At 58.6% G+C, this 13863-nt stretch carries 10 protein-coding genes; 2 read left to right on the forward strand and 8 right to left on the reverse strand.

The window, feature by feature from the left end; genetic code table 11:
- Positions 1 to 8: 8 nt before the first annotated feature.
- On the reverse strand, positions 9 to 1079 hold the full coding sequence (gene queA / locus LG383_RS14110; RefSeq protein WP_106992119.1) for a tRNA preQ1(34) S-adenosylmethionine ribosyltransferase-isomerase QueA: 1071 nt from the start codon (positions 1077 to 1079) through the stop codon (positions 9 to 11).
- Between the two features lie 91 nt (positions 1080 to 1170).
- Between queA and acpH the strand changes: the two genes are divergently transcribed.
- The gene (gene acpH / locus LG383_RS14115; RefSeq protein WP_106992118.1) at positions 1171 to 1752 is read left to right on the forward strand and encodes an ACP phosphodiesterase; all 582 of its coding nucleotides are present in this window, start codon (positions 1171 to 1173) and stop codon (positions 1750 to 1752) included.
- A 127-nt stretch (positions 1753 to 1879) separates the two neighbouring features.
- Complete coding sequence (locus LG383_RS14120; protein ID WP_106992117.1) at positions 1880 to 2482, forward strand: peroxiredoxin C; 603 nt, start codon at positions 1880 to 1882, stop codon at positions 2480 to 2482.
- Between the two features lie 43 nt (positions 2483 to 2525).
- On the opposite strand, the gene LG383_RS14125 is transcribed toward LG383_RS14120, so the two are convergent.
- From LG383_RS14125 to phoB, 7 genes are all read right to left on the reverse strand, one after another.
- Positions 2526 to 3911: a DUF3999 family protein gene (locus LG383_RS14125; protein WP_225759411.1), complete on the reverse strand. Its 1386-nt coding sequence runs from the start codon at positions 3909 to 3911 to the stop codon at positions 2526 to 2528.
- On the reverse strand, positions 3908 to 6523 hold the full coding sequence (locus LG383_RS14130) for a DUF2339 domain-containing protein (protein WP_225759412.1): 2616 nt from the start codon (positions 6521 to 6523) through the stop codon (positions 3908 to 3910). The genes LG383_RS14125 and LG383_RS14130 overlap by 4 nt, the downstream gene beginning before the upstream one ends.
- Positions 6524 to 6614: 91 nt before the next feature.
- The gene (gene malZ / locus LG383_RS14135) at positions 6615 to 8432 is read right to left on the reverse strand and encodes a maltodextrin glucosidase (RefSeq protein WP_225759413.1); all 1818 of its coding nucleotides are present in this window, start codon (positions 8430 to 8432) and stop codon (positions 6615 to 6617) included.
- Between the two features lie 131 nt (positions 8433 to 8563).
- Positions 8564 to 9937: a proline-specific permease ProY gene (gene proY / locus LG383_RS14140; RefSeq protein ID WP_225759414.1), complete on the reverse strand. Its 1374-nt coding sequence runs from the start codon at positions 9935 to 9937 to the stop codon at positions 8564 to 8566.
- An 80-nt stretch (positions 9938 to 10017) separates the two neighbouring features.
- The gene (brnQ, locus tag LG383_RS14145) at positions 10018 to 11337 is read right to left on the reverse strand and encodes a branched-chain amino acid transporter carrier protein BrnQ (RefSeq protein ID WP_225759415.1); all 1320 of its coding nucleotides are present in this window, start codon (positions 11335 to 11337) and stop codon (positions 10018 to 10020) included.
- Between the two features lie 409 nt (positions 11338 to 11746).
- Positions 11747 to 13042 carry a phosphate regulon sensor histidine kinase PhoR gene (phoR, locus tag LG383_RS14150; RefSeq protein ID WP_166181698.1) on the reverse strand — a complete coding sequence of 432 codons (1296 nt, stop codon included), beginning with the start codon at positions 13040 to 13042 and terminating at the stop codon, positions 11747 to 11749.
- A gap of 21 nt (positions 13043 to 13063) precedes the next feature.
- Positions 13064 to 13753, reverse strand: a complete 690-nt coding sequence (gene phoB / locus LG383_RS14155; RefSeq protein WP_032616792.1) for a phosphate response regulator transcription factor PhoB — start codon at positions 13751 to 13753, stop codon at positions 13064 to 13066.
- Between the last annotated feature and the right edge of the window lie 110 nt (positions 13754 to 13863).

A 13863-nucleotide genomic window follows, 5' to 3' on the forward strand; every position in this document is an offset into this window, starting at 1 on the left:
CCGCGGCGTTATTCCCCGACACGTTCATTCAAAGCTTGCGGATTGTACGTGATAAACATCGCGTCACCGTAGCTAAAAAACCGATATTTTTGTTCTACCGCAGCCTTGTAGGCGTTCATGGTGTTTTGATAACCAGCAAATGCCGACACCAGCATGATCAAGGTTGACTCCGGCAGGTGGAAGTTGGTCACCAGCGCATCGATCACTTTGTATTGATAGCCCGGGTAGATAAAGATTTGGGTGTCGCCAAAGAAGGGTTCGATCAGATCGTTTTTAGCGGCCTGGGCGGCGCTCTCCAGCGAGCGAACCGAGGTGGTGCCGACGGCAATTACGCGGCTCCCACGGCCTTTCGCCGCCATCACTGCGTCCACAACCTCCTGCGGCACTTCGGCGTACTCGGAGTGCATGATGTGATCTTCAATGCTGTCGACACGTACCGGCTGGAAGGTGCCCGCCCCGACGTGCAGGGTCACAAATGCCATCTCAATGCCTTTTGCGCGCAGTTTTTCCAGCAAAGGTTCATCAAAGTGCAGGCCTGCGGTCGGCGCCGCTACCGCGCCAGGTTTCTGGCTGTAGACGGTCTGATACAGCTCGCGGTCAGCCTCTTCATCCGGACGCTCAATGTAGGGCGGCAGCGGCATGTGGCCGATGGTGTTCAGAATATCCAGCACCGTGCGCTCGTCATTAAACTCGACTTCAAACAGCGCATCGTGGCGCGCCACCATGGTGGCGTTGATGCTCTCGTCATCGCCCAGCAGCAGCTCCGCCCCCGGCTTTGGCGCCTTGGAGGCGCGAATATGTGCCAGAATACGTTTATCATCGAGCATTCTTTCGACCAGTACTTCAATCTTGCCGCCGCTGGCTTTGCGGCCGAACAGGCGGGCCGGAATAACGCGGGTGTTGTTGAACACCAGCAGATCGCCCGGGTTGAGCTTGTCGAGCAGATCGGTGAAAGTACCGTGCGTCAGCGCCCCCGTCGGCCCATCCAGCGACAATAAGCGGCAGCTACTGCGCTCAGGCATAGGATAGTGGGCAATCAGGGACTCGGGTAATTCAAAGGAGAAATCGGCGACGCGCATGGCATATACTCGTGACTTAAAAACAGGCGGCTTAGTCTAGTGCTCACACCTCTTTGCTGCAACAACTAGCCGACTCCGGATAACGAATCGCATGAATTTTCTCGCTCACCTGCACCTCGCCCATCTCGCTGACAGCTCGCTTTCCGGCAATTTGCTGGCCGATTTTGTGCGCGGCAATCCCGCCGAGGACTACCCCGCTGACGTGGTGGAGGGCATTTTCATGCACCGCCGGATCGACGTCATGACTGACAATCTGCCCGAAGTGAAAGAAGCCAAAGCCTGGTTCCGCCCGGAAACCCGCCGGGTCGCCCCTATTACGCTGGACGTGATGTGGGATCATTTCCTCTCCCGCCACTGGGAACAGCTCTCCCCGGAGATGCCTCTGCCAGCGTTCGTGCGCTATGCCCACGCCCAGGTGGCGATTATCCTTCCGGACTCTCCGCCGCGCTTTGTGAATCTGAATAACTACCTGTGGTCAGAGCGCTGGCTCGAACGCTATAGCGAGATGGACTTTATTCAGCGGGTGCTGAACGGCATGGCCAGCCGCCGTCCGCGCCTCGACGCTCTGCGCGACTCCTGGCAGGATCTGGATGCCCATTACGACGCACTGGAGACCCGCTTCTGGCAGTTCTATCCGCGGATGATGGAACAGGCGAAATATAAGCAGCTTTAATATAAATGTGATTGATAGGTAAAAGCTGGGTTAACGATTGTCAGCGCCTCTTTGTCTTTAGAGCGAACACTCTCTATACTGGCCCGCGTTGCGTTCCAAATAACCTTAGTAATCACAGGAGAATCACATGGTTCTGGTAACTCGTCCGGCCCCGGATTTTACAGCAGCAGCTGTACTGGGCAGCGGTGAAATCGTTGAAAACTTCAACTTCAAACAGCACACCAACGGTAAAGCCACCGTTCTGTTCTTCTGGCCAATGGACTTCACCTTCGTTTGCCCGTCTGAGCTGATTGCTTTCGACAAGCGTTACGAAGAATTCCAGAAGCGTGGCGTGGAAGTGGTTGGCGTCTCCTTCGACTCTGAGTTTGTACACAACGCATGGCGTAACACCCCTGTCGACAACGGCGGCATCGGTCAAGTGAAATACGCGATGGTTGCGGACATCAAACGCGAAATCCAGCAGGCTTACGGTATCGAGCATCCGGACGCGGGCGTTGCCCTGCGTGGTTCCTTCCTGATCGACGCTAACGGTATCGTGCGTCACCAGGTGGTGAACGATCTGCCACTGGGTCGTAACATCGACGAAATGCTGCGTATGGTTGACGCGCTGCAGTTCCACGAAGAGCACGGTGAAGTGTGCCCGGCTCAGTGGGAAAAAGGTAAAGAAGGTATGGCCGCTTCTCCAGCAGGCGTAGCTAAATACCTGACCGAGAACGTATCCAGCCTGTAATCGGCACGGTTTACGAAAAAGGCCCGCAAATGCGGGCCTTTTTTTATGCCTTACGCTGTGTCTCCCGCCAGATGCGCCAGGCCATGCCTGCCAGCAGAATCACGCCCGCAATCAGCACGCCCCACACCAGCAGTGCGGTCATCCTGCTCTCCCGCTCGGCCGCGGAGGTGGCGGTCAGACGCCCCTCGCCGCCTAACGCGACATTGTCCTGAATATCAGCCTGCGGCAGGTTTGCCATATCATAGGTTTTGCGCAGGTCGGCAGGGATCAGCATGTCGGGCTCCACTTTTGCAGGCTTTGCCGCCCCGTTGCCCCAGGCGAGCACATACGGCGCTTTCCCCTGCGCGTTGAACACCAGCTCATAGCGGTCGCGATGCCCCATGACGCCCGGCAGGTATTCTGGCAAACGCGCATTCAGCGTCGTGATTTTTACCGCCTGCACCAGTCCCCCGTTAAGCGAAACCGGTGGAGACATTTTCCCTTCCAGACGGTAAAGGACCTCTTTTTTCAGCGGGTGCCATGCGTCTTTTTTGCTACTCCGCCACGCGATCTCCACGGGAAGGATGCCATCGCCATTCAGTGAGATGCTGACAGCACTCAGCGGCTGCGGTCGCGTCCAGTGCCACTGGACTTCACTTGTCGATAACTGTTCTCCTTCCCCTTCCAGGCTGATCTCTTCCGGGGCCGCCTGCGCAGGTGCGCTAATTGCATTTACGCCGGTCAGGGTTATCTTCTGGCTTTGCGTATTCAGCACCACCATGAGATAGCGATTCGCATCGGGAGATAAAACCATATCGGTATCGATCCGGTCGAGCTTAAGGCGATCCTGGCCGCTGACCACGTCCAGCAGAGGCATATCCTCGCGCAGGGTATACCACTGCTTAAGATCCTCGCTGTAATAAACCGACGCCGTTCCCTGCCACGGCGTCTGAGGGCTATTCCAGAGCAGCTGCAACTGGGACAGGGCCATCTCGCCCGTCGCCTGCTCCGGCAAGGTCAGCAGATAATGTTGCCCGGCTGCGGCGGCTTTTTGCCCCTCCAGTACAATCTCTACGCCGTTTCGGGAGCGGAGCAGGATTTTATCGCTATCCTCATCCCCGCGCGCAGGTGCGAGCGGCGAGGCGTCCAGAGTAAAGAGGCGAAGTGGTGTGGATTGCGCTGACGCTTGCGGACGCGTTACGGTGACCAGGCTGAAGGGAACCGACTCGCCCGACTGATTAAAGACGCGGACATCATGCAGATCGGGTGACGTGCTCTGCTCATAGACGGCGAGCGGGAGCGCGACCCGATACCACTGGGAAGGGGCGGACGTATCCAGTGAACGACCAAAGGCATAGTCCCGGGGCGATTCCGTTTGTCCCTCGTCGCAAAGCGCCGGGCCGGAAAGCACCAGCAGCGCGCTACACGCCACCGCTTTCATCCATTTCATTTTTCATCTCCTGTTTTGGGCGGCAGCGGTGAGAAATAACCTACGATCAGTACCAGGATTGCCACGCCGATAAACGCCACCGCGCGCGACAGCCCGCCTCCGCCCGCGCTGTCTACCAGCATCAGTTTAACCATCACGACACCCAGCAGCGCAGCGCCGCAGAGCCACTCCTGCCGGGAAGCCCGACGGGTGGCATGGATCATGACCACCAGCGCGCTCAGCATCCAGAACAGGGCAAAGCAGGTCTGGACAAGCCGGGAATCCCACAGCGATTCCATATTCCAGGCCACGTCACCATACCAGGCCAGCGCGCGCATTAGCGCACCGTTAAGCCACCAGAATCCAAACGCCATAAGCGCGACGGCAGGCCACGGGCGGGCTTGCGAAAGCAACGCGGGGTAGTAGCGATCCACCGCCCGATAAAAGATCACCAGCCCCAGCAGCGCGAACGCGGCCCCTTCCTCAAGCGGGTTCACCAGCGGTAGCCAGGTCTGGCGATAGACCACGCCGTCCTGGAAATTGGTCACGACCAATAACACCAGCAGCGCCACGACAACAGGGATCGGTGCCAGGCAGGCGTATAGCGCTGGCCACTCCCGGAACGGCCACCCGCGACGCCGTACCGCCGCAGAGAGCGCCATAATTAAACCGCCACCCGCGGCCATCGCCAGTCCACTGCCCCAGGCCGCCATCCCCCACGGCAACGACCGGGCAAACCAGTAAAGCTCGGCGGCCAGCGCCACTAAAACCATCCAGAACAGCGACAGATGCAGCCCCATCGCGATGCGCGGCTGGAGCCTTTTACCGTCGCGCCGCAGCAGCATCAGTGCGGCAGGAAGCGCAACGCACCAGGCCAGATTTGACCAGTCAGCGGCAAAGACCTGCTGATGCCAGAGCTGATAAGCCACCATCAGCAGCATCAGCGGCCACAGCAGCCATTTGCTGGCATCCAGCTCCCGCCACGCCAGACGAGCGGCCGCCTGCCGCCAGCCCAGGACCGAGACGGTCGAGAGCGCCAGCACGCCTGCCAGAACGGATAATTCCTGCTTCAGCATCAGCTGCGACGCCCCCAGCAGCGCCACTATCCAGAACAGCAGCCCGCCGGCCAGCAGTACCCAACTGACGGGCAGAACGATTTCCCGCCACAGCCAGGCCGCAGCCAGCCAGCAAAGGCTGAGGACGGCGAAGATAAGCAGCAGGCTCAGCGATGTCACACCGTTCGTTTGCGCCCACAGCGCGCTACCCAGTGCCAGCACCAGCAGCGCCGTCCCGCTATAGCTCATGCGCCGCTGCTGCTGTTGCACGCCCAGCCAGAGGATACCCAGCCCCTCCAGCCCCCAGGCCATCGCCGTCCAGCGAGCCGACAGCGCCAGCGGAATGGCGAGCGTGGCAAACCCGCCGCCGATCGCCAGCGCCGCCATGACCAGCGGCCGTCCGAGGGAGGGATAGCGCCGTAGCGCGAGGAACGCCAGCGAGAGGTAAAACGCACCGTACCCCAGCGCGCTGAGCGCCGGGCCGTAGGTCCAGTGCTGAGTCATGCCGTACTGCATTCCAAAACCAACCAGCGGCGGGGCAAACAGCAGCACGCCGTCAATAATCTGCTTCCCTTTCTCCTGCGCCCGCAGCGACAGCGCCACGCTCATCACGCCGAATATCAGCGTGTTGGCAATCAGGAACAGCTGGCAGATCCCATAGTCTTCAGGCCGGTAGTCGTTCAGTCCCCAAAGGCCGCCGACGCCGAATGTAAACAGCAGCCCGAGCAGATTCAGCTCGCGCCAGTGCTGCCAGATGCTGATCGCGAGAATGCCGATGGAAAGCAGAAGGTAGAAAGAGAACAGCGCCACAAAACTGCCGCCTCCGGTAGACAAGAGCAGCGGCGCAAGATACCCACCGAGACTTGCCAGCATAGCGAGGCTCAGCGCCCTCTGCAGCACCGCCAGCCCGACGCTCGCCGCGCAAATGACCACCAGCAGTGCAAAGGCCAGCGTCATCGGCAACATCTGCCAGAGCCGGAAGGCGCCAAAGACGGTCAGATAGAGGATGCCTGTCGCCCCACCCTGGAGGATCAGGGAATAGACGCGCTGTTTGTGCCGCAGCCGCCACCCGAAGACCAGCAGGACCATAGCAAACAGCGCCGTCGCGGCCAGGCGCAGCTCAAGCGGAAACAGGGAGTGCTCGACGGTATAGCGCAGGAGAAATGAAAGGCCGAGAAAGAGCAGCAGGATCCCAAGCTTCGCCAGCGGATTGCCCTGCATGAACCAGCGCACCAGCGACGTCAGTATGCCGCCAAAGGCAGAAGGCTGTTTTGCCGCGGGCGCAGGAGCCGGAGCAGGTGCTGCCGCGGCAGCGGGAATATTCGGGCGCCAGGGGTCGACAGGCGCGGGCGCGTCGTCAACCACCGGCTCGGCCACGACCACCGGCGCAGCAGCCTGTTCAGGTTCCGGCGCTTTTTCTGTCACGCCGCGCTGCTCAAGGGCCTCAATGCGCTGGCGCAGCCGGGCGATCTCCTGTTTCGCCGCCGTGCTTCGATTAAATCCGATAACCGCAAGCACGGGCGCAACCACCAGCGCAAAAATCAGGAACAGACAGCCAAGGATGTAAAGCTCGTCCATGTTTCCACCTTCACCGTTAACAATCCGTTAAGATTGACACAAATCGTTGCATTTACGCCATCTTAAAAGGTGGGAACCGTTCCGCCCGACATTAACTGCCGAACCAGACCGCAGCGGAGATCGCAGGAAGCGTGAGCACGCCGTCCTGGAACGTCGCTTTACCCTCTTTGCTCTTCCACGTTTTACCCGCCAGCAGCGGTGAATCTTCCAGCACCACCTCACAGGCATCACCCCGGTTAATGGCCACCAGCACCCGCTGCTGGTTGTAGACGCGCATAAAGACCACCACGTTGTCGTGGGCGTAGACCACCTGGCAGCCGCCGTAGCGCAGCGCCTGGCTCTGTTTACGCAGTTTGATCAGCCGCTGATAGAGCGTGAACAGCCCCTTGTCCTGCCTTTCGGCCTCCCACGGGAAGGTCTTGCGGCAGAACGGATCGTTATTGCCGTCCAGCCCCACCTCGTCCCCGTAGTAAATGCACGGTACACCGGGCCAGGTAAACAGCCAGGTCACCGCCAGCGGCAGGCGCGCCACGTCTTTGCCGAGCAGCGACTTAAAGCGGGCGGTATCATGGCTGTCGAGCTGGTTGAACATGCGTAACTGCTGCTGATGCGACAGGCTGGCGCGGTAGTTATCCATCCATTTCATGCAGGTTTCAGCGTCGATGTGCTGTGGATCGTAGGAGATATCGGTGTTGGCGAGGAAGCCCCACACCGGGAAGGTGAAACCGCGATAGTTCATCGCCGAATCTTCCGCATCGGCCTGCAGCCACTGGCGGGCATCACCAAAGTGCTCGCCAAAGACGAAGGCATCGGGCCGGGCCTGCTTCGCGGAACGGGTGATCCCGGCCACGTGCTGCAGGTTATGGCGTGCTCCGCCCCCTTCCCCGAGCATATGCACCACATCCAGCCGCCAGCCGTCCATATTCCACGGGGCTTTCAGCCAGTGGCGGACGATGCTGTCTTCGCTGCCGTAGATCTCGTCCACCAGGGTGGGTGACTGATAATCGAGCTTCGGCAAGCTGGCGTAGCCCAGCCAGTCCAGGGCCTGGCCTTCGTCGTCAAAGCTGTACCAGTCCCGCTGGGGCGAGTCCGGGTTATGGCAGGCGCCGCCCGTCCCGCGGTTATGGCGGTCGAACCAGGCGTGGGAATCGCCGCTGTGGTTGAACACGCCGTCGAGAATCAGGCGCATCCCTTCCCGGTGGGTATTTTCCCGCAGGCGTAACAGGGCCTCATCGCCGCCAAACTGCTCATCCACGTGGCGGTAATCTTCTGTGTCGTACTTATGCACGCTGGGAGCGACAAACACCGGGTTGAGGTACAGCGCCGTGACGCCGAGTTTTTTCAGATACGGCAGCTTCTCGCTGATGCCATCAAGATCGCCGCCGTAAAAGGTTGAGCCCCCCGCCTGGGCGGTGACCGGTTCATCCCATTGATGGAAGATGGTCTCGTGACCGGCGGCATGATGATAGTACGTTTTGTCCCGCTCCGGGTTGCGCTGCTGGCTGCGGGCGAAGCGGTCCGGGAAGATCTGGTAAAAGACCTGCTCGACCACCCATTCCGGCCCGGCATCCGGGTAATCGACGGCGAACTGCTCCAGGCGGGCGGGTGGGAAACGGCTGAACCCCTGCGGGGTAAACCACAGCTGGCGGTTATGCCAGAGCATTTTAAAGCTGTAGCGGTGCCGCGGCTGCCCTTTCGTTGTGTCGATAGTGGCCCGCCAGGCGGTAACGCCAGGCTGTGGCTGGCTGCGCAGCTTGTGCATCGGCAGCGAGGTCTCTTCATTATCGAATTCAGCGCGCATCGTTACCCGCTCAGGCAGGTTCTCTCCCGTCAGCCACAGCGTGATGACGAGTTTATCGTTGTTTTGCTTAACAAATGGGGCAACCGGCAGGTGCCATGCATTCAACATCTTTTATCCCCTATCCCAGAAATGAGGTCACCTTGCCACAGGGTAGTTGATGTTCACTCCTCACGATGAGGTTTATTGGGGGAGGAGGAAGGGGGAGGAGAAAAATGCCCGGCATTTGCCGGGCATTCTGATTACTGCGCTTCTGCTAACTGACGCTCGCGGCGGCGTTTAAACACCCAGCCCACCAGCAGCAGGGCAATCCACGCGAAGCCGACATACAGCGAGATGCGGGTTTCCGGGTGGTAACCAATCAGGCCGATAATAAAGACCAGGAAGATCAGGCCGACCACGGTCGTTGCCACCCCGCCCGGGACTTTAAACTTCAGCGCTTTCACCTCATCCGGCGACAGACGACGGCGGAAGCCAATCTGCGACATCAGAATCATGATCCACACCCAGACGGTGGCAAAGGTCGCAAGCGACGCAATCACCAGGAAGACGTTCTCCGGCATGATGTAGTTCAGATAGACCGACAGCAGCAGCGCCACGGTCATCACCAGTATTGTCACCCACGGCGTGCCGCGGCTGGAGGTTTTGGCGAAGGCCTTCGGCGCACTGCCCTGCTCCGCCATGCCGTGCAGCATACGCCCCACGCCGAAGACGTCGGCGTTGATGGCGGAGAGCGAGGCGGTCAGCACCACAAAGTTCAGGATGCTGGCGGCAAAGGTAATGCCCAGATGCTGGAAGGTGAGCACGAACGGGCTGCCGTTGGTGCCGACCTGGTTCCACGGATAAATGGACATGATCACAAACAGCGTGCCCACGTAGAAAATCAGAATACGCATCGGCACAGAGTTGATGGCGCGCGGAATAGACTTCTCAGGGTCTTTCGCTTCACCGGCGGTAATACCGATGATTTCGATCCCACCGTAGGCAAACATCACCATCTGCAGCGACATCACCATGCCGATCCAGCCGTTGCTGAAGAAGCCGCCGTTGCTCCACAGATTATGGATCCCGGTCGGTTGTCCGCCGTTGCCAATCCCCCAGATGATGATGCCGATACCAGCGGCAATCATGATGATGATGGTGGCAACTTTGAAGAAGGAGAACCAGAACTCCAGCTCGCCGAACACCTTCACGCTCATCAGATTGATGGCGCAGATGATCAGCACCACGCTGAGTACCCAGACCCAGTGCGGCACCGTCGGGAACCAGACGCCCATATAGATGCCGAAGGCCGTCACGTCGGCGATGGCCACAATCAGGATTTCGAAGCAGTAGGTCCAGCCGGTGATATACCCGGCCAGCGGGCCTAAGTTTTCCTGAGCATAGCGGGAGAAGGAGCTGGCTGACGGGTTATGAACGGACATCTCCCCCAGCGCACGCATGATGATGTAGGCGGCAACACCGCCAATAAGATATGCCAGCAGAACGCTGGGACCGGCCATTTTGATGGCATCTGCCGAGCCATAAAAAAGACCGGTGCCGATTGCAGAACCCAGCGCCATAAAGCGGATGTGGCGGGCGCTCAATCCACGCTTGAGTTTGTTAGTGCTTTCCATTTTTTGACTTGCCAATTGAGACTAAAAAAAACAAAAAACCACGGGGCATTACGCCCCGTGGTTTAACTTTCAGCCGTTGCTTAGTGCGCGTTCGAAGTAACCTGACGCCCTGCAGCACGATCCCAGATAATAGCCAGTACCAGTGCCACAACGGTAGGCATCAGCCACGCCAGACCCTGTTCAGACAGCGGCAGACGCTGTGTCCAGGCGGGCAGCATGGCGCTGATTGCCGATGCCTTAATGCCGTCAAGCATACCAAAAAGCAGACTGATAAACATGGCCGGGGCGATAATTCGTGTGGAATTATTCCACCAGCCGCGGGTGAAGCTCAGCACAACCAGCACGATGCACGGCGGGTAAATGGTGGTCAGCACCGGAATAGAGACCTGAATCAGGTGGCTCAGACCCAGGTTCGACACCGCCATCGAGAAGCCGCCGAGGATAAACACCAGCGTACGATAGGAGAGTGGAATGTACTGGGCGAAGAACTCTGCACAGGCACAGGTCAGGCCAACCGCGGTCACCAGACAGGCCAGGAAGATCAGGATAGCCAGCATCATGCTGCCCGCGCCGCCAAAGGTGTGCTGCACGTAGGCATGTAAAATAGCTGCACCGTTCGCGCCCTGGTCAACCAGCACGCTGCTGTCGGAACCCAGACGGAACAGCGCCAGATAGAGCAGTGCCAGACCCGCGCCCGCCATCAGGCCAGCCCAGACGGTGTAACGGGTCAGCAGACGCGCTTCGGTCACGCCACGGGAACGCGCGGCGTTAACGATCACGATCCCGAACGCCATCGCGCCCAGCGTATCCATGGTCAGGTAACCGTTCACAAAGCCGTTAGAGAAGGCCGCGTTTTGATAGGCTTCGGTAGCCGAGCTCAGCGGGCCAGCCGGCCAGACAATCGCCGCGACCGCCAGCACCACCAGCGCCAGAATCTTCAGCGGGGCGAGGAAGTTGCCCACGGTATCCAGCAGTTTACCCGGGTAGAGCGACACCAGGATCACGATAGCAAAGTAGACCAGGCTGTAGATAAACAGCGGCAGCGGGCCATCACCGGTCAGCGGGGCAATCCCCACTTCGAAGGAGACGGTCGCGGTACGAGGGGTCGCGAACAGTGGACCGATCGCCAGATAGCAGACGACGGCCAGCATCACCCCGGCCACTTTACCAATCGGCGCGCTGAGGCTATCGACGCCGCCGCCAACTTTCGCCAGCGCCACGACGGTCAGAACCGGCAGGCCCACAGCGGTGATCAGAAAGCCGAGTGCCGCGGTCCAGACGTGTTCACCCGCCTGCAGGCCAACCATAGGTGGGAAGATGATGTTGCCTGCGCCAACGAACAGCGCAAATGTCATAAAGCCCAGTGCGATGATGTCACGCGATTTCAATTGATGGGTCATAGAACCTTACTGCCTGTGGATGTGGTGTTGAAAACGTTGAATTTTTCGCTATCCCATGCGGAACAAAACAGCGGAAAAAATGTGCAATTTCAGCGGGAAATGCTCCCCTGCTGCCGTGGTCAGGAATATTTTTTCGATTTACCACGCAAATACAGTCTGTCCGACAATATCAGGAGGGCAATTTAAACGCTTATAACGTTTAAAGGCAATATGGGATCGCAAAACCAGAACAATATACCAGCCTGAAAGTCAGACCTGAAACATTACACCAATTATAAGAAAAACCCATGGCTAATCATGCGAACAAAAAAGCAACAGGCGTATAAAATTTATCCGCGCTTCGGTTGACTGCAAAGCAAACAGGCCAGCATATGCTGGCCTGTGGCAATATCTGATTACAGGTTGGCTGTCAGGCGCTGTTACTGGCAATCAAACGTTCCGGGATCACGAAACTGAAACGCGTACTTTTGCCCGGCGTGCTGACGATATCGAGACGACTGTCGTGATGATTAATGGCGTGCTTGACGATAGCCAGCCCCAGACCACTGCCGCCGGTCTGGCGGGAACGGGCTTTATCCACCCGATAAAAACGCTCGGTAAGACGGGGAATATGTTCCGGGCCGATACCCGGGCCATCATCCTCGACGCTGAACTCCGCCCCCGTGGGCGCATGCTGCCAGCGCACGGTGATGTGGGTCCCCGCCGGGGTATGATTCACCGCGTTATAAACCAGGTTGGAGATGGCGCTGCGCAACTCATCGTTACTGCCGCGCACTTTCAGGCTGTTATCCACTTCAAAGGTGATCTGGTGCTGCTGCTGACTTAAGGTTTGCGCCTCACGCTCCAACATCCGCAGCATCATCGGCACATCGATGGTTTCGTTGAGCGCTAAGGTTGGCGCGGCCTCAATACGGGAGAGGGTCAGGAGCTGTTTCACCAGCCCTTCCATCCGTTGCGTCTGCTCGCGCATGGTCTGTAACGCTTTTTCCCGCGGTGCGCCCTCCAGGGTCTGCTCCTGCATCATCTCCAGATAGCCCTGCAACACCGTCAACGGAGTGCGTAATTCATGGCTGACGTTGGCGAAGAAGTTGCGCCGCGCCCCTTCCAGCTGGTGCATCTGGGTCACATCGCGCGCCACCATCAGCCACTGTTTGTCGCTGTAGGGCATCACGCGGATCTCCAGATGGCGACCGGTGTTCAGCACCAGATTGTGCGGGCGGGTGAAATCGCGTTTTTTCAGGTATTGCGCAAACTCAGGGTAACGCAGCAGGTTGAGGATGTTCTGTCCATTATCGTCCGGCCAGCGCAGGCCCAGCAGCTGTTGCGCCAGTCCGTTACACCAGAACATCGCCCCCTCTTCGGTGGTGAGCACCACCGCATCCGGCAGGGACTCCGCACCGCTGCGAAAGCGTTTGATCAGGCTGCCCAGCTCGCGTCGGCGTTTTTTATTACGCATCTGCATCTGGTGCAGGCCATACAACAGCGGTTCCCAGCTGCCGCTTCCCGGCGGAGGGGTCATGCTTCTGTCAACCCACAGCCACCATGACAGGCGGAGCAGATTCCAGAAGTGCCAGACCAGCAGTCCAGTGACTGCCGCCAGCAAAAACCAGGGTAGATAACCGAAAAGGGCCCCGAGGATCAGGGCCGGGATACAGCAAAGAATCAGTTCAAAGCAGAGCCTTTTCCATGACAGACGTTCCAGCACGCGTCACACTCCTGTCATTGTTCAGAAACGGGTTGAGAAACGATAACCCGTGCCGCGGACGGTCTGTACCATGCGATCGTGACCGCTGGTTTCCAGGGCCTTACGCAGACGACGAATATGCACATCCACCGTCCGGTCTTCAACGTACACGTTAGTGCCCCAGACATTATTGAGCAACTGCTCGCGGCTGTAGACGCGCTCCGGATGGGTCATGAAGAAGTGCAGCAGTTTGAATTCGGTAGGCCCCATATCGAGGGGATTTTCACCGGTCATGACGCGGTGCGAGGTAGGGTCCAGGCTCAGGCCCTGCATCTCAATCACCTCTTCAACCGCCATCGGTGAAATACGGCGCATCACGGCCTTGATACGCGCCACCAGCTCTTTCGGAGAGAAAGGTTTGGTGATGTAGTCATCCGCGCCGGTCTCAAGGCCACGAACACGATCTTCCTCTTCGCCGCGCGCGGTCAACATCATCACCGGGATATCGCGGGTTAAGGCTTCACGTTTGATATGTTTGATGAATTGCAGACCAGAGCCGCCGGGCAACATCCAGTCGAGCAGGATCAGATCGGGCCAGGGTTCGTTGAGCTGATTCACCGCGCTGTCGTAATCTTCGGCTTCTACCGGTTGAAAGCCATTTTGTTCGAGCACAAAGCAGACCATTTCACGAATGGGTGCTTCATCTTCTACGACCAGAATACGTCTCGCCATACTTAGCCCTGTCTTATTTAGGTTACATGTTTGTAATACGGCGTCATTATGCGTCAGATTTATGACAGATTTATGAAAAACCTGCCCACCAATAAAGGCAAGCCGTTGTT

The sequence above is a fragment of the Leclercia sp. Marseille-Q4284 genome, from assembly GCF_916618945.1.
GTDB classification, from domain to species: Bacteria; Pseudomonadota; Gammaproteobacteria; order Enterobacterales; family Enterobacteriaceae; genus Enterobacter; species Enterobacter tamurae.

What these genes read in the sequence shown, in the direction of transcription:
- queA (WP_106992119.1), bottom strand. Translation starts at nt 1,079, where the DNA reads ATGCGCGTCGCCGATTTCTCCTTTGAATTACCCGAGTCCCTGATTGCC.
- acpH (WP_106992118.1), top strand. Translation starts at nt 1,171, where the DNA reads ATGAATTTTCTCGCTCACCTGCACCTCGCCCATCTCGCTGACAGCTCG.
- LG383_RS14120 (WP_106992117.1), top strand. Translation starts at nt 1,880, where the DNA reads ATGGTTCTGGTAACTCGTCCGGCCCCGGATTTTACAGCAGCAGCTGTA.
- LG383_RS14125 (WP_225759411.1), bottom strand. Translation starts at nt 3,911, where the DNA reads ATGAAATGGATGAAAGCGGTGGCGTGTAGCGCGCTGCTGGTGCTTTCC.
- LG383_RS14130 (WP_225759412.1), bottom strand. Translation starts at nt 6,523, where the DNA reads ATGGACGAGCTTTACATCCTTGGCTGTCTGTTCCTGATTTTTGCGCTG.
- malZ (WP_225759413.1), bottom strand. Translation starts at nt 8,432, where the DNA reads ATGTTGAATGCATGGCACCTGCCGGTTGCCCCATTTGTTAAGCAAAAC.
- proY (WP_225759414.1), bottom strand. Translation starts at nt 9,937, where the DNA reads ATGGAAAGCACTAACAAACTCAAGCGTGGATTGAGCGCCCGCCACATC.
- brnQ (WP_225759415.1), bottom strand. Translation starts at nt 11,337, where the DNA reads ATGACCCATCAATTGAAATCGCGTGACATCATCGCACTGGGCTTTATG.
- phoB (WP_032616792.1), bottom strand. Translation starts at nt 13,753, where the DNA reads ATGGCGAGACGTATTCTGGTCGTAGAAGATGAAGCACCCATTCGTGAA.